This is a genomic window from Pseudomonas sp. Arb-4-2C (assembly GCF_055755015.1).
Map to the genome: position 1 here is coordinate 3,882,235 of NZ_CM146899.1, position 21,448 is coordinate 3,903,682.

Consider the following 21,448-nt stretch of genomic DNA (forward strand, 5'->3'; position numbering starts at 1 on the left):
TGCTCCCGCGCTTTTTGCCTCTACGCTTGAGAAGCCAGAGCCTGACATCGGAGTGTTTTGTGTTTGCCAACCTGTTGATCATTCTTGCCTCATCCCTGGTGATGATTGCCCTGTTCCGTCGCTTGCGGTTGCCGCCAGTGCTGGGCTATCTGTGTGTGGGCTTGATGGTCGGGCCGACCGCATTCAACTGGGTCAACGAAAGCGAACACCTGCCTGACGTGGCCGAGTTGGGCGTGGTGTTCCTGTTGTTTTCGCTGGGCCTCGAATTTTCCCTGTCAAAGATGATCGCGCTGCGCCAGGTGGTGTTTCGCATGGGCAGCCAACAGGTGTTGCTCAGCACCGGGGTGCTGGGCCTGGTGTTGATCCTGCTGGGCATGCCGGTGACCCCGGCACTGCTACTTGGCGCCGGACTGTCGTTGTCGTCGACGGCGATTGTCACCAAGGAGTTGAGCAGCCTGGGTGAGGTGTTCAGCAGTCACGGGCAGAACGCGGTCGGGGTCTTGCTGTTTCAGGATGTGGTTGCGGTGTTGCTGCTGACGCTGGTGCCGGTGTTCGCCGGGAGCAGCGCGCAAGCCTGGTACTGGGCGCTGCCGCTGACTCTGGGAAAAACCGTGGTGCTGTTTGTCGGTTTGCTGTTGGCCAGCCGCTGGTTGCTGCCACGACTGTTTCATGAGGTGGCCGCCTCGCGCTCGGCGGAACTGTTCGTGCTGCTGGCGCTGGTCATTGTGCTGCTGACCGCATGGCTGACGCACCTGTTAGGCCTGTCCCCTGCCCTCGGTGCATTTCTGGCCGGCATGTTGCTGGGCGAGAGCCACTACCGCCACCAGATCGAGGCCGACATCCGGCCGTTTCGCGACATTCTGCTCGGGGTGTTTTTCGTCAGCATCGGCATGCTGATCGACCTGCAACTGTTCGTCAGCCACAGCGTGCTGATCATCGGTCTTACCCTCGGCCTGATGCTGATCAAGGGCACTGTCGTGGCGCTGCTGGTGAAGTGGCGTGGCAGCGATCACGAAACCGCATGGCGTAGCGGCCTGGCCCTGGCCCAGGGTGGTGAGTTCTGCTTTGCGCTGATGGCGCAGATGCAGCAAAACAGGATGCTGCCTGACGAGCTGGGCGGCCTGCTGCTCGCGGCAACGTTCTGCTCGATGCTGCTGACCCCGCTGCTGCTGCGCGCGGCGCCGAACATTGCCTTGCGCCTGCATCGCAAGCCGAACCAGGAGGCGCAAATCGAAGAAATCAGTGCGCTCAATGCCGACCTCGACCAGCATGTGGTGATTTGCGGGTACGGGCGGGTCGGCCAGTCCATCGGCCGTTTCATGCGCAACGCGAATCAGCCTTACATCGCCCTGGACAACGACCCCGTGCGGATCCAGGAAGCTGCCGTCGGCGAAAGCAATGTGCATTACGGCGACTCGTCTCGGGCCGATCTGCTGATCGCCGTCGGACTGTTGCGCGCACGGCTGGTGGTGATCGCGGTGGATCAAGGCGACGTTGCCCTGCGCGTTCTCAAGGAAGCCCGCCGCCACAATGATCAGGTGCCGATTCTGGTGCGTACCCGCGACGATAGCCAATGGGCGGAACTCAAGGCTGCCGGCGCCACCGAAGTGGTGCCGGAGCTGCTGGAATCGAGCCTGATGCTCGGCTCACACGCACTGATCATGCTCGGATTGCCAGCGCGCCAGGTCCAGGAGCGAGTCGATCAGGTACGCAGTGACCGTTATCGTCTGTTGCACGGTTTTTACCCCGGCGCCGACGATGAGGAAACTTAATCCTGACTCACTGCGCCGATCTTGTGCAGCGACAGGTCGGCGCCGTAATACTCCTGTTCCTGACTCAGGCGCAGGCCGTGCAACGCCTTGATCAAACCGTAGACGGCGAATCCGCCAATCAGTGCGACCGCCACCCCCAGGGCGGTACCGATCAACTGACTGACCAGGCTGACACCGCCCAGGCCACCGAGCGCACTCTGGCCGAAGATGCCGCAGGCGATCCCGCCCCAGACCCCGCACAAGCCGTGCAACGGCCAGACCCCCAGCACATCATCGATGCGCCATTTGACTTGCGCCGCGGTAAAGCACCAGACAAACAGCGCACCGGCAATCGCGCCAGTCACCAAGGCACCCACCGGATGCATCAGGTCGGAGCCGGCGCAGATCGCCACCAGCCCGGCCAGCGGGCCGTTGTGCAGAAAGCCCGGGTCGTTGCGCCCGACGATCAATGCCGCCACAGTGCCGCCGACCATCGCCATCAACGAGTTGACCGCGACCAGACCGCTGACACCCTGCAAGGTCTGCGCGCTCATCACGTTGAAGCCGAACCAGCCAACAATCAGAATCCACGAACCCAGCGCCAGAAACGGAATGCTCGACGGTGCGAACGCCACCAGGCGCCCGTCGCGATAGCGGCCGTTGCGCGGACCGAGCAACAGCACCGCCGCCAGCGCCAGCCAGCCGCCCATGGCATGGACCACCACCGAGCCTGCGAAATCATGGAACGCAGCGCCGAACCGGCCCGTCAGCCAGGCTTGCAGACCATAGTTGCCGTTCCAGACCATACCTTCGAAAAACGGATAGATGAACGCCACGATCAGCGCCGTCGCGCACAGTTGCGGAACGAATCGTGCGCGCTCGGCAATGCCGCCGGAAATGATCGCCGGAATCGCCGCCGCGAAGGTCAGCAAAAAGAAAAACTTCACCAGACCGTAACCGTGATCGGCACTGAGCACCGCGGCCGGTTGCATGAAGGTCACCCCGTAGGAGATCCAATAGCCTATAAAGAAATAGGCCAGGGTCGAGACCGCGAAGTCGCTGAGAATCTTCGACAGCGCGTTGACCTGGTTTTTCTGGCGAACCGTGCCGACTTCAAGAAAGGCGAAACCGGCGTGCATCGCCAGCACCATCACCGCACCGATCAGAATGAACAACGTGTTGGAGCTGTGAACCAGCGTGTCCACAGCGCTTTGCAGATTTTCCATAAAGAGGCAGACCTGAAGGCTGAAAAAGGCACCAAAGCGGTTCGCGCGGACAATTCATGCACCAAGTTGCGCCTTGCCGGGCACCGCACTGGAGCTGCGATGAACCGCTTTGGCGCACAAGGTCGATGCCCTGACACAAACCCGGATTATTTGAGTTAAGGTTTTCCTGCAATTACGCCCGCCAACAGCGCACGGCGGTTGCAAGACGCACCACGACATAGCAAAAGCTGTACCAGTCATTTGTACTGAACCTTCGTGCAAGGCTCATACTCGAACGCTTCAGACGTCACTTACGGAGATCCACCCATGGCCAGCATCAAGGCAAAGACTGCTCAAGAAATCCTGATGAACGACTTCCAGACTCTGGTGGCCGACACCGAACGGTTGCTTGAGCACACCGCGACTCTGGCAGGCGATCAGGCCGATGAGCTGCGCGAACAGATCCACGACAGCCTGCTGCGCGCCCGGGAAACCCTGAAGCTGACCGAAGACACTCTGCGCGATCGCGGCCAGGCCGCCGTCACCGCGACCGAAGACTACGTGTCGGCCAACCCTTGGCAATCGGTGGGCATCGCCGCCGGGGTAGGTTTTCTGATTGGCCTGCTGGCCACTCGGCGCTGATCATGTCGATCGGAGAATCCGGCCTGGGGTCGGGCACCACTTCTTCCACGCGGCGTCTGGGCGCCGCTGTTCTTGGGTTGCTGCACAGCCATGTCGAACTGTTCGGCATTGAACTGCAGGAGCAGAAATCACGCACCGTCAGCCTGTTGCTGTTCGCAGGTCTGGCACTGGTGTTTGCACTGCTGTTGCTGGTCGGCCTGTCGACGCTGGTGCTGATCCTGTTCTGGGACACCTACCGTCTCCCCGCCATCATCGGCCTGTGCGTGTTCTACACATTGGCGGCCGCTTTCTGTGGACTGCGTCTGAAGGCTGCGGTCTTCGATGAATCCTCGCCCTTCCACGGCACCCTGGAAGAATTGGCCAACGATCGGGAGCGCCTGTTGCCATGAGCCTGCCTGAACTGCCACACAACAGCTCGCGCCGGGAAATGCGCAAGGCGCTGATCCGCCTGCGCATGGAAATGCATCGCCAGGAAATCCGCCATGAAGCCGGGCAAGTGCTGCAACCGCTGCAGCGCATGCGCGGCATGACGCAAAACCTGCAAGACGGTTTTGGCATCAAGCACGCGCCGCTATGGGGCGTGGCCGCCGTCACCCTGCTGGGTTTCATCACGGGCAAAGGCGCGAAAAGCGGTGGCGTCGGTGGCCTGACCCGGCTGATTCGTCTGGGGACCAGCCTCGGGCCGCTGATCAAACTGGTGATGCAGAACTCAGGCAAACGCTGAGCCGCGCATCTGGCTGCATTCTTGCAATACCCGCGGGATGAACCTCTTAGCTGGAGGCTCAATCCCGCGCGCCTACCCGGTCAACGCGGTTCAACCAGAACAAGAACGACTAAGGAGGCCCCGTGATCGACGGGCAACCGCTCGCCTGCTTTCAGCCTTTCATCGATACCGCCACCGGACGAATTGCAGGCGTCGAAGCACTGGGCCGCTTGCGCCAGATTGACGGCCAACTGGCCTCGGTCGGCCCACTGTTCGCCGATCCGCGCACACCCGCCATCGCCCTGCGGCGCCTCGACCGGCAAATCCGCGACAACGCCCTGAGTCGACTGCATGAAGCCCCCGCCGAGTGGTTTCTCAGCCTGAACATGTCGCCGCGCTGGATCAGTCGCCTGCGCACGGATCAGCCGCTGCCCAGCTTCAAGCAGATACTGCGCCATGGCGTCGACCCGCAACGCATCGTCTTCGAAATCACTGAACTGGGCGGCAACAGCCAGCGCCTGACCGAAGTGGTTGCGCGTTATCGCGACGCCGGCGCGCGGATCGCCATCGATGATTTCGGTGCCGGTTATTCACAGCTTGATCGGGTGTTGGCGTTGCAGCCGGACATTCTCAAACTCGACATGCGGCTGTTTCAGGCCGCAGCGTTGGGCGGGCCGAGCAGTGATGTGGTCAAGGCACTTGCGCAAATGGCCGAGAAGACCGGCTGCTGGATCATTGCCGAAGGCGTGGAAACCGAAGCACAACTCAATTTCGCGTTGGAATGCGGGTCGCGTTACGTCCAGGGTTTCCTGTTCGCCAGGGCGCAGGAAGCCTTCTACCCCACTGACGCCTTCGTGCAACGCTTCGCCGAACTGCGCCAGCGTTACGTGCGGCAGAAACTGGCCGAACGCGGGCGCCTCATGCAAATGCGTCAGCAGCTCGGCGAACTCATGTCGATTCTCCAGGCTTGGGCGCAGGCCCGCGCTCCGCTCAGTGCACTGCCGCAGCTGGACGCCTTTCCGTGGTTGCTGCGGTTCTATCAATGCGACCGCCACGGTACGCAGCTGACACCCAACCTGGAATGGCGCCAGCGCGGCTGGGTCGCCGACGACCGTTATCTGGGACACAACTGGTCATGGCGCCCGTACTTCTATCATTTGCTGGCCGAAGGCTGGGAGGAGCGTCGCTTGACCCTTTCCAACACCTACCGCGATGCCACCAGCAACCAGTATTGCCTGACCGCGGGCCAGTTCTTCGATAACGGCGAGCGCCTGCTGCTGATCGATATCGATGCCGCGGGCCTGTAGTTCCGCTTGCAGCTGGAGGCCCGAACCGGGAAGCTAGGGCAACAGTCATCCCAGTCACCGACGGAGAGAACCAGCCTTGGATTGGCAGACCCTGCTCAACCGCGAACGCCTTGGAAAACCGCTGCACAGCCCGCAAGAGCTGGGTCGCAGCCCGTTCCACAAAGACCATGACCGCATCATTTTCTCCGGCGCCTTCCGGCGTCTGGGACGCAAGACCCAGGTGCATCCGGTGTCGAGTAACGATCACATCCACACGCGCCTGACCCACTCGCTGGAAGTCAGCTGCGTGGGTCGTTCGCTGGGCATGCGCGTCGGTGAAACCTTGCGCAGCGCCCTGCCCGACTGGTGTGAGCCCAGCGATCTGGGCATGGTCGTGCAGTCGGCCTGCCTGGCCCATGACATCGGCAATCCACCCTTCGGCCATTCCGGTGAAGACGCGATTCGCCACTGGTTCCAGCAGGCGGCCGGGCGTGGCTGGCTCGACGCAATGAGCGAAGCCGAGCGCGGTGACTTCCTCAATTTCGAAGGTAACGCACAAGGTTTCCGGGTGCTGACCCAGCTTGAGTACCATCAGTTCGACGGCGGCACTCGTCTTACCTATGCCACCCTCGGCACCTATCTGAAATATCCGTGGACGGCGCGTCACGCCGACTCGCTGGGTTACAAGAAACACAAGTTCGGCTGCTACCAGAGTGAACTGCCGCTGCTGGAACAGATCGCCCACAAGCTCGGCCTGCCGCAGCTGGAAGACCAGCGCTGGGCGCGTCATCCATTGGTGTACCTGATGGAGGCCGCCGATGACATCTGTTATGCGCTGATCGACCTCGAAGACGGCCTGGAAATGGAGCTGCTGGACTACGCAGAAGTCGAATCGCTGCTGCTCGGCCTGGTGGGTGACGATCTGCCGGAAACCTATCGTCAGCTCGGCCCCCAGGATTCGCGTCGACGCAAACTGGCAATCCTGCGCGGCAAGGCCATCGAGCACTTGACCAATGCCGCCGCCCGGGCGTTCGTCGAGCAACAGGACGCGCTGCTGGCCGGCACCCTGCACGGCGACCTCGTCGAACACATGCACGGCCCGGCCAAACGTTGCGTGCTGAACGCCAAGGACATCGCCCGCAAGAAAATCTTCCAGGACAAGCGCAAGACGCTGCATGAAATCGGCGCCTACACCACCCTGGAAATCCTCCTCAATGCGTTCTGCGGCGCGGCGCTGGAGCAACACGGCGGCCGCACCCCGTCGTTCAAGAGCCGGCGCATCCTCGATCTGCTGGGCAACAATGCGCCGGATCCACACGGCCCGCTGCACAGTTCGTTTCTGCGCATGATCGACTTCATCGCCGGGATGACTGACAGCTACGCCAGCGACATGGCGCTGGAAATGACCGGGCGCTCCAGCCACTGACGAGACGCTTCGTCTCGACCGGTCAGTATGACTGTCCGGTCGAGCGACTTGCCCATTAAACTGGTTCTGCAGCGTACGATTATCTTTTGATCAGCGAATAAAAACTCAAACAAAAACGCTGCATGCGCCACACTCTGCAAGCAACTTAAAGCATTCAGATAAACAAACATTCCCAACACTTCCTTACGCGACACAGAGCTTTGTCGTAGTAGATTTCCTTTTAGTGTGTAGGACTTATCCTATATTGCCGCTAATGCCATGCGAGTTCATGCGGCCGCTCATTTTTCTGAGCTAAGGTGCGCGCTTTATTCGCGCACGTATGGGATTTGATTATGAACTCCGTTTTTATTGTCGATGATCACCCCGTCATCCGGCTTGCCGTTCGAATGCTGCTCGAACATGAAGGTTACAAGGTCGTCGGCGAAACCGATAACGGGGTCGATGCCATGCAAATGGTCCGCGAATGCATGCCCGACCTGATCATCCTCGATATCAGCATCCCCAAACTGGACGGCCTGGAAGTCCTCGCGCGCTTCAACGCCATGGGCACTCCGCTCAAGACCTTGGTACTGACGGCGCAATGTCCGACATTGTTCGGTATTCGCTGCATGCAGTCCGGTGCGTCCGGTTATGTCTGCAAGGAAGAAGATCTGAGCGAACTGGTCAGCGCGATCAAGGCAGTTCTTTCCGGTTACAACTACTTCCCCAGCCAAGCGTTGAATCCGGTGCGCAGCGACGATGTGCGTTATGCCGAACTGGAACTGTTCAAGTCCGTCAATGACCGTGAACTTATGGTCTTGCAGTTATTTGCTCAAGGGCGCACCAACAAGGAAATTGCCAAGGGCATGTTTCTCAGTAACAAGACAGTCAGTACCTACAAGAAACGCTTGATGCAAAAACTCAAAGCCAGGTCTCTGGTGGAACTTATCGAGATGGCCAAGCGCAATGCGCTAGTGTGAGGGCCCGCATGCTCAGTCGTTTAAAGATCTATCTCGCTGGATTGTGCGCGAGCCTGTGCCTGACGCCCCAGGTGAATGCCGAGCTCATTACGGCGCAAGATTACGTGCTGCGCAGCCGTTCGAGTCACGAAACGCTGTCCGTGTCGCTGCAACCGGCGCAACGCCAATGGTTGCAGACTCGCAGCGAACTGGTACTGGGCACTTCCGCACCGGATTATCCGCCCTTCGACATGACCGCCAGCGGGCGCGATTATGAAGGTTTCACCGCCGACTACGCCGGCCTCCTCGGTCAGGTCATCGAGTTGCCGATCCGGGTCAAGCGTTTTGCCTCACGGGACATAGCCTTGCGCGCGCTGTTAGCCGGGCAAGTCGACATGCTCGGCACGGCCAATGGTTTCGAGGCGAGTAACGCAGACGTCCTGCTTTCAACCCCTTACGCCATTGACCAGCCCGTGTTGGTCACCCGTGAGGGCGAGACCCGCACACTCACCGAAGGCCTGGCCGGACTGCGGCTGAGCATGGTGTACCACTATTTGCCACAGGATGAAGTCAAGGCGCTGTACCCCAAAGCCATCCTGACCTCCTACCCCTCTTATCAAAACGCAATCAACGCGGTGGCGTTCGATCAGGCCGACGTGTTTCTGGGCGATACCATCTCCACCCACTACATGATCAACAAGGGCTATCTGAACAACATTCGCATGGCCAATTTCGGCAAACAGGAAGCCCACGGTTTCAGCTTCGCCGTGCGCGCAGACAACACGCAACTCCTCACCCTCATCAACACCGTGCTGCGGGCCGTTCCGGTCAGTGAACGGGACAGCGTTGCCAAACGCTGGAGCGCTGGCAGCGACATCCTGCTGACCGACCAGAAGCTGCAATTGACCGATCATGAAGAGCACTGGCTCAAGCAACATCCGGTGCTGCGTGTGGTAGTGAACGAAGCGTTCGCCCCGATGACTTTTTTCGACAGCGACGGCAATCTGCGCGGCATCACCGCAGACCTGCTGGAGCTACTGCGCCTGCGCACCGGCATGCGATTCGAACTGGTGCGCAGCCGCAGCGACGGCGACATGATCGAGCAGATCAATCAGCATCAGGCCGATCTGATCGCAGCGTTGCTCCCCACCCCCCAACGCGAAAAGACGCTGCAATTCAGTCGACCCTATCTGGAAAACTCGTTTGTCCTGCTGACTCGCAAATCCGCCGACAGCCCGACTCATCCGACCCAGCTCAAGGACAAGTACCTGGCAATCGCTCAGGGCAATCCCATGGCCGATTACCTGCGCCGCGAGTTCCCCAATATTCACCTGATAGAAACCTCCGACACCTTTGGTGCCGCAACCTTGCTCGCCGAAGGCAAGGCCGATGGCGCCGTCACCTCTCTGGTGATCGCCAACTATCTGATTGCATCGCGGCTCTTCGAGCACCCGTTGCAGATCACCACGACCCTAGGCACCCACCAGGCCGCCTTTTCACTGGCCACCGCCCGCGACAACACCGAATTGGGGTCGATCCTCGACAAGGCGCTGTTGAGCATCACGCCGGAAGAGCTAGGGGTCATCAACAGTCGCTGGCGTGGTTTTTCCAACGCCGCGCAAGGCAACTGGAATCACTATCAGCGTCTGTTCTACCAACTGATTGGCGCGGCGTGTCTGCTGTTGGTGCTGTCACTGTTGTGGAACGCCTACATGCGGCGCCAGATCAAGCAGCGTCAGGCGGCCGAGCGCGCCTTGAACGATCAGTTCGAATTCATGCGCTCGCTGGTTAACGGTACACCGCACCCGATCTACGTGCGCGACCGTCGTGGCCTGCTGCAAAGTTGCAACGACAGCTACCTCGAAGCCTTCAACGCCAAACGCGAAGACGTGATCGGCAAAAGTGTCATGCAGGGCACCCTGAGCAATGCCTTCGAAGCGCAGAGCTATCAGGCCGATTACCAACGGGTGGTGGCCGAAGGCACGCCCTTGGTGCTGGACCGACCACTGCACATTGGTGGCCGGCGGTTGACGATCTACCACTGGATCCTGCCGTACCGCGACTCCAGCGGTGATGTGCAAGGCATCATCGGCGGCTGGATCGACATCAGCGAGCGCCGCCAGCTGTTCGATGAACTGCGCACGGCCAAGGAGCAGGCGGACAACGCCAACCGCGCCAAAAGTACCTTTCTGGCGACCATGAGCCACGAAATCCGCACGCCGATGAATGCCATCATCGGCATGCTCGAATTGACCCTCAAACGCATGACCCGACAACACCCGGACCGCACATCCATCGAAACGGCTTACTCTTCGGCCAAGGACCTGCTGGGTCTGATCGGCGACATCCTCGATATCGCCCGGATCGAGTCAGGGCGCCTGAGCCTGAGTCCGGAGCGGGTCAATCTGGTCGATACGGTAACGTCGGTGGTCAGGATCTTCGACGGCCTGGCCCGACAGAAAAACCTCGCTCTGCCCCTGACCGTGAATCCTCCCGGACTCGAAGTCGATGTGGAACTGGACCCGTTACGCTTCAAGCAAATCCTCTCCAACCTGATCAGCAATGCCATCAAGTTCACCGAGTGCGGGCATGTCCGGATCACTCTGGACGTACTGCCCGGAGGGGTCGACGGTTGCTCGCTTATCCAGTTGACGGTTCAGGACACCGGAATCGGGATCTGCATCGAAGATCAGCAGCGCCTGTTCGAGCCCTTCGCCCAGGCCGACGGAGGTCGGCAGCAGGCACGCAGTGGCGCAGGTCTGGGGCTGGTCATCAGCCGCAACCTCTGTGAAATGATGGGCGGCCAGTTGCAATTGAGCAGCCAGCCCGGGATCGGCACCCAGGTCTGCCTGTCGCTGCCGCTGCAAACGCTACCGTGCACAGTCGCCACGACGAAATTCGAGCCGCCGATCCGCGCGTCGTTTACCCCGCTGAATATTCTGGTGGTCGACGATCACCCCGCCAATCGCCTGCTGATGTGCCAGCAACTGGAGTTTCTGGGCCATCGCTTCAGCCTTGCCGAAGAAGGTCGAAGCGGGTTTGCACAGTGGCAGGCCGGCGAATTCGATCTGGTCATTGCCGACTGCAACATGCCAGTGATGAACGGCTACGAACTGACCGCCGCCATCCGCCAGCAGGAACAACGCACAGGGCGTGCACCTTGTACCGTGCTGGGCTTCACTGCCAACGCGCAGCCTGAAGAAGTGCAGCGCTGCAAGCAGGCCGGGATGAACGACTGCCTGTTCAAACCCCTGAGCCTCAGCGCGCTGAGCCAATGGGTCAACGGGTTGCAGCCCGTAGCGTCCGAGCCACCTTTCAATCTTCAGGGCTTGCATCAGTTGACTGGCGGCAATCCGCTGCAGGCCCGGCGCCTGCTCAGCGAATTGCTCAAGAGCAGCCGCCTTGACCGCCAGGAACTGTTGGCCCTGGCCCCGCACAATGACCGTGAAGCATTGGCAGTGGTAGCGCACAAGATCAAGGGGGCTGCGCGGATCGCCCAGGCCTCGCGCCTGATCGCCTGTTGCGACGCCCTCGAACAAGCCTGCACGCCCACATCTCCCGTCCCCGTTATCGTGCGTTGCGTTCAGGCCACCGATGCTGCCATGGTCGAACTGGAGCAGGCGTTGCAGCAACAACTGGAGTCGTTTGAACAAAGCACAATGACCGAGCCTTAACTATGCTTGAACGCTGAGCAGTGTGTTTACCTCAATGGAGAGTCAGCAATGCCCAGCCCACTGCGCCCGGATCAACGCCGGTTCCCGTTGCACGTGCATATCAGCGTCATGTTTACCTTTCTGCTATTGCTGACGGGCATCGTGCTGGGATTGTTCAATTATCGCCAGACCACCAAAATCATCCTGTCGAGCAGCGAAAACCTGTTCAATCGCATCGAGCAGGATGTGCGCCTGGATCTGCACGCCACTTATGAACCGATCCGACATTTGCTGAGCCTTTTGGCCGACAATCAGGCGGCCGAGGCCTCAAACCTGCAACAGCGTCTGGCATTGCTCAAGCCGTTCAGTCAGTCGCTCAAGGACAACACCGATCTCGCCTCTCTGTATCTGGGGTATGGCAATGGCGACTTCTTCATGGTCCGCCCCTTGCGTACCAGCGCTCTGAAGGCTCTGGTCAAGGCACCGCCGACAGCGGCTTATCAAGTCTGGAGTATCGAGCACGCTGCCAGCGGGACAACGTCTTCACAATCGTTGTTTTTCGACGAAGCGCTGAACCCGGTCGGTCGTCAGGACAACACTGAAGACAGCTACGACCCCCGCACCCGCAAGTGGTACAGCAACGCCCTGCAACAAGGCGATCAGATCACCACCGAGCCCTATGTGTTTTTCTCCACGCACAACGTGGGCACTACCCTGGCCCGACGCAGCAGCGAAACCACAGTGATCGGTGCCGACCTGACCCTGGCCGCGCTCTCGGCCACCTTGATCAAGCACGTAGTGACCCCCTCCACCGAAATCGTCCTGTTTGATGCCGATGGCAATGCCGTGGCCTATCCGGACAGCCGCCGGTTGATTGTCGACGACAGCAGCGCACGCCTGGCCAAGGCCGCCGACCTGAGCCCGACCCTGCATACACTGCTGTCCTCGGCGCACCCGGGCAAGCGACTTGACGTCGATGGACGCCACTGGATCGTCGCCCGCAGCAACCTGCAGGAAGGTGGGCCGAAAGGTCTGCAGATGGCCCTGCTGGTGCCGGAGGACGAGTTGCTCGCCGACGCCTACCGCATGCGCTGGCAGGGTGCGCTGATCACCTTGGCGACATTGTTGTTATGCCTGCCGCTGGGGTGGCTGACCTCACGGATTCTGGTCAAGCCGCTGCATGCGCTGGTCAAGGAAGCCGACGCGATTCGCAGTTTCGATTTCAACTTTCCGGTCACGCGCCGCTCGCCGGTGCTGGAGGTCGACCAGTTGAGCCTGTCGATGGCGCGCATGAAGGACACCCTCGCCAGTTTCTTCCGCATCACTGACAGCCTGTGCGCCGAAACCCGCTTCGTCCCGCTGCTGCAACGGGTGCTGTTCGAAACGGTGCAGATCGCCCAGGCCCAGGCAGGCTTGATCTACCTGCGCGAAAGCGATGGCAGCCGGATGGAGCCCTACGGACTGGTCATCGATGGCGTCGCGCAGGAGCCGGGCGAGTTCGATGTGCTGGGCCAGGATCTGCTGGCAGGCCAGGGGCCTGGATGGTTCCAGCAACTGACAAATAGCGACAACGTGGTGACCAGCCTTGGCTTCGAACAGGCCGCAGACCTGCAGAGAGTGCTGCTGGCGATGCAGTCACCGCGTATCCACTTGATCGGCCTCCGCCTGCGCAACCGGCACAATGAAACCATCGGCCTGTTGATTCTGCTGGTCAACGACAGCGGCGCCACGCAAGACCTGGAGAAGTTGCGCCCGGATCGCATCGCCTTCCTGCAGGCAGTCTCTGGCGCCGCTGCAGTGAGTATCGAAAGCCAGCGCCTGCAGGCCAAGCAGAAGCAGTTGCTCGATGCGTTCATTCAGTTGCTTGCCGGCGCCATCGATGCCAAGAGCCCCTACACTGGTGGCCACTGCCAGCGCGTCCCCGAACTGACCCTGATGCTCGCGCAGGCCGCTGCCGCCAGTCAGGCGCCGGCCTTCCAGAGCTACCAGCCAAACGAAGACGATTGGGAGGCGCTGCACATCGCCGCCTGGCTGCACGATTGCGGCAAGGTCACGACGCCGGAATATGTCGTCGACAAAGCCACCAAGCTGGAAACCCTCAACGATCGCATCCACGAAATCCGCACCCGCTTCGAGGTGCTCAAACGCGACGCCTGGATCAGCTACTGGCAGGCGCTGGCCTTGGGCGGTGAGGAGGTGCGACTGAGTGAACAGCGTGACGCCACGCTGACGGAACTGGACGACGACTTTGCATTTGTCGCCCGCTGCAATCTGGGCAGCGAGGCCATGGCGCCGGACGATCTGCAACGCCTTGAGCGCATCGCCGAGCGCCGCTGGACGCGCACCCTCGATGATCGACTGGGCGTGTCATGGGAAGAAAACCGGCGGCAGACGCGAACCCCGGCACCGACGCTTCCAGCCAGCGAACCACTGCTGGCGGACAAACCCGAACACCTGATCGAACGCGCCGACAGCGAACTGATTCCGCAAGACAACCCGTGGGGGTTCAAGCTGGATGTGCCGCGCTACAAATACAATCGCGGCGAACATTACAACCTGAGCATTGCGCGCGGCACGCTGACCCGCGAAGAGCGCTACATCATCAATCACCACATGGTGCAGACGATCCTGATGCTCAGCCACCTGCCTTTCCCCGGGCATCTGGACAGCGTCGCGGAAATCGCCGGCGGGCATCACGAAAAGATGGACGGCAGCGGCTACCCCAAACGCTTGAAGCGCGAAGACATGAGCCTGCCGGCGCGGATGATGGCGATTGCCGATATTTTCGAAGCACTGACGGCCGCTGACCGGCCGTACAAGAAGGCCAAGTCCCTGAGCGAGGCCCTGGGGATCATGGCCACCATGTGCCGCGAAGCACACATCGACGCCGAGCTGTTTGGGCTGTTCATCAACGACGGGGTGTACCTGCAGTATGCCGCGCGTTTTCTCGACCCGCGGCAAATCGATGCAGTGGAACCGGCCAGCCTGCTGCGCAAGGCTGGCCTGAGCACCTGATCAGCAGTCGGTCAGACGCAGGAAGATCGCCGCCAGGTGCTCGATACCGGCCTGATCGTGCGCCGCGAAACGCGCCAGCTTCGGGCTGTCGAGGTCGAGCACGCCGATCAACCGGCCGTCCTTGACCAGCGGCACCACCAGCTCGCTGTTCGAGGCGCTGTCGCAGGCGATATGCCCGGCAAATGCATGCACATCTTCGACGCGCTGGGTCTGCAGGCTGGCCGCCGCCGCGCCACACACGCCGCGCCCGAATGGAATGCGCACGCAGGCGATCTGGCCCTGGAACGGGCCAAGCACCAGTTCTTCGTTGCGATTGAGGTAGAAGCCAGCCCAGTTCAGATCATCGAGCTGGTTGAACAGGAACGCCGAAAACTGCGCGGCGTTGGCGATAAAATCGCGTTCGTCCGCCAGCAGCGACTCCAGTTGCGCGGCCAACAGGCCATAGCCTTCGAGGCCCTGGCCGCTTTGTTGCAAATCAATCATGCCTTGTGCTCCAGCAATTTCAGTCCCACCCAGTAACGGGCGAATTGGTACGCGCAACGTCCGTTGCGATTGCCGCGCCCGGTTGCCCAGCGCACAGCGAGGATGTCCAGCGCTTCGTCACGCTGCCAGCTCAAGCCGGCCTTGGCCGCCAACTGGCCGATCCAGTGTTCGACGACGTTGAGAAAGTGTTCCTGGGTAAACGGATAAAACGACAGCCACAGGCCGAACCGATCCGACAGCGCGATCTTGTCTTCCACCGCTTCGCTGGGGTGCAGTTCGCCGTCGACGCGTTTCCAGTTTTCGTTGTCGCTTTCCTTCTCCGGCACCAAGTGGCGACGGTTGGAAGTGGCGTACAGCAAGACGTTGTCCGGGGCTTGTTCGAGCGAGCCGTCGAGGACGCTTTTCAGTACGCGATAATCGCCTTCGCCGGATTCGAACGACAGGTCATCGCAGAACAGCACGAAGCGCTGCGGCAGTTTGGCGATCTGCTCCACCACCCGCGGCAGGTCGGCCAGGTGATCGCGCTCGATCTCGATCAAACGCAGCCCAGCCTTGGCGTGCTCGGCCAGCAGCGCCCGCACCAGCGAGGATTTGCCGGTACCGCGCGAGCCCCAGAGCAGCGCGTGGTTGGCCGGCATGCCGTCGAGGAACTGTTGGGTGTTACGCCCCAGTTGCTCCAGTTGTCGGTCGACGCCGATCAGATCGGACAGACGCATATCGAGGCTGACTTCCAGCGGCAGCAGATAGCCACTGCGCCCGTCACGCTGCCAGCGCGCCGCCAGGCATGTGCCCCAGTCGATCAACGGACGCGGCGCCGGCAGCAACGGTTCGATGCGCGCCAGAACCGACTCGGCACGTTCAAGAAAAGCATTCAATCGGGAATCCACGTCTTCTCCTCGGGCACGTTCACAGTGATGATGTCGATCCAGCGACGACAGACAGATCTCAATCCCCGCTCAGGCCTTGTTACAAGGCGATTCGGGAACCTCGGTATCCATACATGATCGACTATGCTTGAGCAGCGAAGGGAAACGGAAGTGGTTCAACACCCCATGGATATCAAATTCACCCACCGGCTGTCTTACAAGCAAGCCAGATTCACTGTGCTGGTAGGGTTCGTTCTGGGCACGCTGCTCAGCCTGCTGCAAATCGGCATCGATTATGCCAGCGAAGACGCCTCCATCAACCGTGAAATCCTGTCTTTACTGGAAATCAGCCACAATCCGGCGTCGCGGATCGCCTACAACATCGACGCGGAACTGGCTCAGGAACTGACCCTGGGCCTGTTGCGTTCGCCGGCGATCATCTCGGCGCAACTGACCGACAACAATGGCAACGTTCTGGCCAACGTCAAACGCCCGGAGCTGCAGAGCGGCTATCGAGTGATCAGCGACTTCCTGTTCGGCGCCAAACGCGAGTTCGAAGACCGCCTCTACCTCGACCACCTGCCCAACGAATCGCTGGGCATTCTGAGCCTGGAAGTCGATACCTATGCGTTCGGCAGCCGGTTCCTGCGTCGTGCCGAGATCACCCTGCTCAACGGGTTTGCCCGTAGCCTGATCCTTACCGGAATCCTGCTGGCATTGTTCTACGTGATGCTGACCAAGCCACTGGTGCGGCTGATCCGCGAACTCAGCGGCCGCGATGCGCGCAGTGCAGAACCCACGACGCTGGAATGCCCGGCCGGGCACGCCAACGACGAGATCGGCGTGCTGGTCAGGGTTGCCAACCAGCAGTTCGACAACATCGCCACGGAAATCCAGCAAAGACGCAACGCCGAAAACCGCCTCACGGAGTACCTCGGGCAACTGGAGCACATCGTTTCGGCGCGCACCGCCGAGCTCAAGGCGATCAACGCCCGACTCAGCCAGTCCAACCAGGAACTGGAAGTCGCCCGCAGCACCGCCCTGGACATGGCCGAAGCGCGTTCGGTGTTCCTCGCCAACATGAGCCACGAGATCCGCACCCCGCTCAACGGCTTGCTGGGCATGATCGCCCTCTCCCTCGACGGGCCACTGAATGCCGAACAGCAACAACAGCTGTCGATTGCCCATGACTCGGGCAAGGTCCTGGTGGAATTGCTCAACGATATTCTCGACTTGTCCAAGTTCGACGCCGGGCAGTTGGAGCTGGAACACATCCCGTTCGACCTCGGCTCGCTGATTGAGGACACCGCCAACCTGTTATCGCAGAACGCGGCGCCCAGCGTCGAACTGACGTGCCTGATCGACCCGCACTTCCCGGCGCTGGTGCTGGGGGATCCGACCCGGGTGCGGCAGATCGTCAGCAATCTTTTGTCCAACGCCCTGAAGTTCACCCGGTTCGGCCGGGTCGATGTGCGTCTTTGCGCCCACAAGGACGGGGTGCGCATCGAAGTCTGCGACACCGGCATCGGAATCGCCCAGGAAGCCCAGGTGAAAATCTTCCAGCCGTTCACCCAGGCCGGTGCGGGCATCACCCGTCAGTACGGTGGCACCGGCCTCGGCCTGGCGCTGACCTACAACCTGTGCGAAGCCATGCAGGGCCGGCTGACCATCAGTTCCGAAGCTGGTTTCGGCAGTCAGTTCTGCGCCGAACTGCCGCTGCCGTGCCACACCCGCGCGATCGCACCGCCACCGCTGCACGGCAAAGTCCTGGCGATCACCGCCGCCAGCAGCGGGTTGGCCGAGCTGCTCAAATCCTTGCTGCCGGTGTGGGGCGTGACCTACGAACAGCGCACGATGGACGAGCCGTTGCTGGGCCTGTCCCCTGACCTGGTGATCACCGATTGCCCGGAATGCCTGTTCAGTCTGCGCCCGACCCTCAGCGCACCGATCCTGGTGGTCACCGCCTATGGCAGCTTCATGCCCGGTGAAGAAGCCGCGGCGCTGGCTCCGCTGCAACAACAGGCCCGACCGCTGGCACGCAACGCGCTGTATCAGATCCTGCGGCGCATCCTGCTCGCCGACCTCACCACGATCAACGACGCACGTCTTGAGAGCCTGCCGATCCAGCGGCGCGGCAAGGTATTGCTGGTGGAAGACAATCCGGTCAACCAACTGGTGGCCAAAGGCATGCTCGGCAAACTCGGCTGCGACGTGGTGGTCGCCGCCCACGGTGCCGAAGCGCTCGATCAACTGGAGCACGATGAGTTCGATCTGGTGCTGATGGACTGCAACATGCCGGTGATGGACGGTTACGAAGCGAGCCGGCAAATCCGCCAGAGCGGGCGCTGGCCACATCTGCCGATCGTCGCACTGACCGCCAACGCCATGTCCGAGGAACGCGAGCGCTGCCGTGCCGCCGGCATGAGCGATTACCTGGCCAAGCCGTTCCGCCGCGAAGAGCTGGCGGCGCTGCTCGACCAGTGGATTCCGACTACGACAGCGCTTTGATCTGGCCCAGCAGGTGATCAAGGCCGTTGCGCAAATCGTTGAGCCGATCAAGGTCCACCCCGCTGTCGCACAACAATCGGGCCTTGAGCGGCCCGACCTGCTCGCGCAGCGCCTGCCCTTGCGATGTCAGGCTCAGGTGGACTTCGCGTTCATCGAGCGCCGAGCGCTGACGCTGCACCAGTTGCAGTTGCTCAAGACGCTTGAGTAGCGGCGTCAGGGTGCCGGAATCCAGCAGCAGCCGCTCGCCCAACGCCTTGACCGTCGGTTGCTCTGGCGCATTCTGCTGCCATTCCCACAGCACCAGCATCGCCAGATATTGCGGGTAGGTCAGGCCGAGCTGATCGAGCATCGGCTTGTAAGCACGAATCACCGCCCGGGACGCGGCGTACAACTTGAAGCACAACTGACTGTCGAGCTTCAGCGAATCGACGGGCAGGCTATTCATTTGAGCAAGGCTTCAATCTCGCTGGTCAGGTCCTGCGGCTTGGTGGCCGGGGCGAAACGCTTGACCAGTTGACCATCCTTGCCAATCAGGAACTTGGTGAAGTTCCACTTGATGCCTTGTGAGCCGAGCAGACCCGGAGCGCGCTTTTTCAACTGCACGAACAGCGGATGCGCGTCGGTACCGTTGACGTCGATCTTCTTGAACAGCGGGAAGCTGACGCCGTAGTTCAGCTCACAGAACTCGCTGATCGCGCCCTCGTTGCCCGGCTCCTGTTTGCCGAACTGATTGCACGGGAAGCCCAGCACCACCAGGCCCTGATCCTTGTAGGTCTGCCAGAGTTCTTCCAGACCTTTGTATTGCGGGGTGAACCCGCATTTGCTGGCGGTGTTGACCACCAGCACCGCTTTGCCGGCGTATTCGGCGAGGGTCTTTTGCTCGCCCTTGATGTTCGTGACAGGGATATTCAGCAGGTTGTCGCTCATGAGTCGGCTCCACGGGTGATCGGGAAAAACCAAACATAGCGAGCAATTAAATTGTGTGCAATTTAATTATCCGAAAGGCGGCCCGCAGGTCGCCCGTTCGATTACTCGCGCGGCTCGAGATTCAGGCACACCGAGTTGATGCAATAACGCAGGCCAGTCGGTGGCGGACCGTCAGGGAATACGTGGCCCAGATGCGCATCGCAGCGAGCGCACTTGACCTCGGTGCGAATCATGCCGTGGCTGGTATCGCGAATCTCGGTCATGGCGCTCTCGCCGATCGGCGCGTAGAAGCTTGGCCAGCCGCAGCCGGAATCGAATTTGGTCCTGGAGTCGAACAGTGCTTCATTGCAGCAGACGCAGTGATAGACGCCATCGGTTTTGGTGGCGTTGTATTTGCCGGAGAACGGCCGTTCGGTAGCACTGAGTCGGCAAACGTTGTATTGCTCCGGGTCGAGCATCGCACGCCATTCTTCCAGGGTTTTTTCCAACTTTTCCATCATCACACCTCAGCGGCTGAAAAAGCCCGATCTGTACCTTTTCCACGGATCGGGTGGCACGTATGATTGCGCCTCGTCACACGCCAGTCTGGCAGCCAGACCGGGCGCATTCAAACGGATTCTCGGCGCCACGGCGCAAGACTCCGCCTGTGCGAAGACGCAGGAATCCCAGCACGGTTGTCCATTCGCCGTCTGGATCGTTCATTTTCGGGATCACATCGCCATGCAGTTCAGCAAATCGAACAAGCTCGCCAACGTCTGCTACGACATTCGCGGCCCGGTGCTCAAGCACGCCAAACGTCTGGAGGAGGAAGGCCAGCGCATCCTCAAGCTGAACATCGGCAACCCGGCGCCGTTTGGTTTCGAAGCGCCGGACGAAATTCTTCAGGATGTGATCCGCAACCTGCCGACCGCCCAGGGCTACAGCGACTCCAAAGGTCTGTTCAGCGCCCGTAAAGCGGTGATGCAGTACTACCAGCAAAAAAATGTCGAAGGTGTCGGCATCGAAGACATCTACCTGGGCAACGGCGTGTCCGAACTGATCGTGATGTCGCTGCAGGCGCTGCTCAACAACGGTGACGAAGTGCTGGTGCCAGCGCCGGACTACCCGCTGTGGACCGCCGCCGTGAGCCTGGCCGGCGGTAACGCCGTGCATTACCTCTGCGACGAAGGTGCCGGCTGGTTCCCCGATCTGGCCGACATCAAGGCCAAGATCACCCCGAACACCAAAGCCATGGTGATCATCAACCCGAACAACCCGACCGGTGCGGTGTATTCGAAGGAAGTGTTGCTGGGCATGCTGGAAATCGCCCGCGCACACAACCTGGTGGTGTTCTCCGACGAGATCTACGACAAGATCCTCTACGACGACGCCGTACACATTTGCACCGCCTCGCTGGCCCCGGATCTGCTGTGCCTGACCTTCAACGGTCTGTCGAAATCCTACCGCGTCGCCGGTTTCCGCTCGGGCTGGATCGCTATCTCCGGGCCGAAACACAATGCCCAGAGCTACATCGAAGGCATCGACATGCTGGCCAACATGCGCCTGTGTGCCAACGTGCCGAGCCAGCATGCGATCCAGACCGCCCTCGGTGGTTACCAGAGCATCAATGACCTGGTACTGCCGCAGGGTCGCCTGCTGGAGCAGCGCAACCGTACCTGGGAGCTGCTCAACGACATTCCGGGCGTCAGCTGCGTCAAGCCGATGGGCGCGCTGTACGCGTTCCCGAAGATCGACCCGAAGGTCTGCCCGATCCACAACGACGAGAAGTTCGTGCTGGACCTGCTGCTCTCCGAGAAGCTGCTGGTAGTGCAAGGTACAGCGTTCAACTGGCCGTGGCCGGATCACTTCCGCGTGGTGACCCTGCCACGTGTCGACGACCTCGAGATGGCTATCGGGCGCATCGGCAACTTCCTCAAGTCCTACCGCCAGTAACGGCCAGACAGTGCGCAACGGGCCGAACGTTGCGCACTGTCTGATTCAGCAACACTTCTGCCCTCCCCGCCTCGCTGCGCCTTCTACACTTGCGATTCGTATGGCTTACACGC

The 21,448-nt window shown here is 60.9% G+C and carries 17 protein-coding genes; 11 read left to right on the top strand and 6 right to left on the bottom strand.

The window, feature by feature from the left end:
* The first annotated feature begins 59 nt into the window (after positions 1–59).
* Entirely contained in the window at positions 60–1,772 is a 1,713-nt protein-coding gene (locus AC0J41_RS17480) for a cation:proton antiporter (protein ID WP_473013165.1), read from the top strand.
* On the opposite strand, the gene AC0J41_RS17485 is transcribed toward AC0J41_RS17480, so the two are convergent.
* Positions 1,769–2,977: an ammonium transporter gene (locus AC0J41_RS17485; protein WP_473013166.1), complete on the bottom strand. Its 1,209-nt coding sequence runs from the start codon at positions 2,975–2,977 to the stop codon at positions 1,769–1,771. The genes AC0J41_RS17480 and AC0J41_RS17485 overlap by 4 nt on opposite strands.
* A gap of 306 nt (positions 2,978–3,283) precedes the next feature.
* Here AC0J41_RS17485 and AC0J41_RS17490 point away from each other — a divergent pair, with 306 nt between their 5' ends.
* From AC0J41_RS17490 to AC0J41_RS17525, 8 genes are all read left to right on the top strand, one after another.
* Positions 3,284–3,598 (top strand): ElaB/YgaM/YqjD family protein, encoded by a 315-nt coding sequence (locus AC0J41_RS17490; RefSeq protein WP_025113166.1) that lies wholly within the window; start codon positions 3,284–3,286, stop codon positions 3,596–3,598.
* A 2-nt stretch (positions 3,599–3,600) separates the two neighbouring features.
* The gene (locus AC0J41_RS17495; protein ID WP_025113165.1) at positions 3,601–3,987 is read left to right on the top strand and encodes a phage holin family protein; all 387 of its coding nucleotides are present in this window, start codon (positions 3,601–3,603) and stop codon (positions 3,985–3,987) included.
* Positions 3,984–4,322, top strand: coding sequence for a hypothetical protein (locus AC0J41_RS17500; RefSeq protein WP_473013167.1), 339 nt, complete (start codon positions 3,984–3,986; stop codon positions 4,320–4,322). Before AC0J41_RS17495 ends, AC0J41_RS17500 begins: the two co-directional genes overlap by 4 nt.
* Positions 4,323–4,444: 122 nt before the next feature.
* Positions 4,445–5,608: an EAL domain-containing protein gene (locus AC0J41_RS17505; RefSeq protein ID WP_473013168.1), complete on the top strand. Its 1,164-nt coding sequence runs from the start codon at positions 4,445–4,447 to the stop codon at positions 5,606–5,608.
* Between the two features lie 76 nt (positions 5,609–5,684).
* The gene (locus AC0J41_RS17510) at positions 5,685–7,013 is read left to right on the top strand and encodes a deoxyguanosinetriphosphate triphosphohydrolase (RefSeq protein ID WP_025113162.1); all 1,329 of its coding nucleotides are present in this window, start codon (positions 5,685–5,687) and stop codon (positions 7,011–7,013) included.
* A gap of 332 nt (positions 7,014–7,345) precedes the next feature.
* Positions 7,346–7,972, top strand: coding sequence for a response regulator transcription factor (locus AC0J41_RS17515; protein ID WP_041069609.1), 627 nt, complete (start codon positions 7,346–7,348; stop codon positions 7,970–7,972).
* Between the two features lie 8 nt (positions 7,973–7,980).
* Complete coding sequence (locus tag AC0J41_RS17520) at positions 7,981–11,625, top strand: transporter substrate-binding domain-containing protein (RefSeq protein ID WP_473013169.1); 3,645 nt, start codon at positions 7,981–7,983, stop codon at positions 11,623–11,625.
* 48 nt (positions 11,626–11,673) lie between these two features.
* A complete protein-coding gene (locus AC0J41_RS17525) occupies positions 11,674–14,619 on the top strand; it encodes an HD domain-containing phosphohydrolase (protein WP_473013170.1) in 2,946 nt (981 codons plus the stop codon).
* Here AC0J41_RS17525 and AC0J41_RS17530 read toward each other — a convergent pair whose 3' ends face one another.
* Together AC0J41_RS17530 and AC0J41_RS17535 are read right to left on the bottom strand one after the other, a co-directional pair.
* Positions 14,620–15,102, bottom strand: a complete 483-nt coding sequence (locus tag AC0J41_RS17530; RefSeq protein WP_473013171.1) for a GAF domain-containing protein — start codon at positions 15,100–15,102, stop codon at positions 14,620–14,622.
* Complete coding sequence (locus AC0J41_RS17535) at positions 15,099–15,989, bottom strand: ATP-binding protein (protein ID WP_473013172.1); 891 nt, start codon at positions 15,987–15,989, stop codon at positions 15,099–15,101. Before AC0J41_RS17535 ends, AC0J41_RS17530 begins: the two co-directional genes overlap by 4 nt.
* 165 nt (positions 15,990–16,154) lie before the next feature.
* On the opposite strand from AC0J41_RS17535, the gene AC0J41_RS17540 reads away from it, so the two are divergent.
* On the top strand, positions 16,155–18,476 hold the full coding sequence (locus AC0J41_RS17540) for a hybrid sensor histidine kinase/response regulator (protein WP_473013173.1): 2,322 nt from the start codon (positions 16,155–16,157) through the stop codon (positions 18,474–18,476).
* On the opposite strand, the gene AC0J41_RS17545 is transcribed toward AC0J41_RS17540, so the two are convergent.
* The 3 genes from AC0J41_RS17545 to msrB all read right to left on the bottom strand — a co-directional run bounded on the left by AC0J41_RS17545 (position 18,460) and on the right by msrB (position 19,900).
* Positions 18,460–18,921: a MarR family winged helix-turn-helix transcriptional regulator gene (locus tag AC0J41_RS17545; RefSeq protein WP_473013174.1), complete on the bottom strand. Its 462-nt coding sequence runs from the start codon at positions 18,919–18,921 to the stop codon at positions 18,460–18,462. The genes AC0J41_RS17540 and AC0J41_RS17545 overlap by 17 nt on opposite strands.
* Entirely contained in the window at positions 18,918–19,403 is a 486-nt protein-coding gene (locus AC0J41_RS17550; protein WP_025113154.1) for a glutathione peroxidase, read from the bottom strand. The genes AC0J41_RS17545 and AC0J41_RS17550 overlap by 4 nt, the downstream gene beginning before the upstream one ends.
* Positions 19,404–19,504: 101 nt before the next feature.
* Entirely contained in the window at positions 19,505–19,900 is a 396-nt protein-coding gene (gene msrB, locus AC0J41_RS17555; RefSeq protein WP_025113153.1) for a peptide-methionine (R)-S-oxide reductase MsrB, read from the bottom strand.
* Between the two features lie 223 nt (positions 19,901–20,123).
* Here msrB and AC0J41_RS17560 point away from each other — a divergent pair, with 223 nt between their 5' ends.
* Positions 20,124–21,335: a pyridoxal phosphate-dependent aminotransferase gene (locus tag AC0J41_RS17560; RefSeq protein WP_025113152.1), complete on the top strand. Its 1,212-nt coding sequence runs from the start codon at positions 20,124–20,126 to the stop codon at positions 21,333–21,335.
* Positions 21,336–21,448: the final 113 nt, after the last annotated feature.

Bases quoted from the DNA above. Each gene is read 5' to 3' on its own strand.
- AC0J41_RS17515 (WP_041069609.1), top strand. From the start codon at position 7,346: ATGAACTCCGTTTTTATTGTCGATGATCACCCCGTCATCCGGCTTGCC.
- AC0J41_RS17550 (WP_025113154.1), bottom strand. From the start codon at position 19,403: ATGAGCGACAACCTGCTGAATATCCCTGTCACGAACATCAAGGGCGAG.
- AC0J41_RS17530 (WP_473013171.1), bottom strand. From the start codon at position 15,102: ATGATTGATTTGCAACAAAGCGGCCAGGGCCTCGAAGGCTATGGCCTG.
- msrB (WP_025113153.1), bottom strand. From the start codon at position 19,900: ATGGAAAAGTTGGAAAAAACCCTGGAAGAATGGCGTGCGATGCTCGAC.
- AC0J41_RS17560 (WP_025113152.1), top strand. From the start codon at position 20,124: ATGCAGTTCAGCAAATCGAACAAGCTCGCCAACGTCTGCTACGACATT.
- AC0J41_RS17525 (WP_473013170.1), top strand. From the start codon at position 11,674: ATGCCCAGCCCACTGCGCCCGGATCAACGCCGGTTCCCGTTGCACGTG.
- AC0J41_RS17490 (WP_025113166.1), top strand. From the start codon at position 3,284: ATGGCCAGCATCAAGGCAAAGACTGCTCAAGAAATCCTGATGAACGAC.
- AC0J41_RS17540 (WP_473013173.1), top strand. From the start codon at position 16,155: ATGGATATCAAATTCACCCACCGGCTGTCTTACAAGCAAGCCAGATTC.
- AC0J41_RS17545 (WP_473013174.1), bottom strand. From the start codon at position 18,921: ATGAATAGCCTGCCCGTCGATTCGCTGAAGCTCGACAGTCAGTTGTGC.
- AC0J41_RS17520 (WP_473013169.1), top strand. From the start codon at position 7,981: ATGCTCAGTCGTTTAAAGATCTATCTCGCTGGATTGTGCGCGAGCCTG.
- AC0J41_RS17495 (WP_025113165.1), top strand. From the start codon at position 3,601: ATGTCGATCGGAGAATCCGGCCTGGGGTCGGGCACCACTTCTTCCACG.
- AC0J41_RS17500 (WP_473013167.1), top strand. From the start codon at position 3,984: ATGAGCCTGCCTGAACTGCCACACAACAGCTCGCGCCGGGAAATGCGC.
- AC0J41_RS17485 (WP_473013166.1), bottom strand. From the start codon at position 2,977: ATGGAAAATCTGCAAAGCGCTGTGGACACGCTGGTTCACAGCTCCAAC.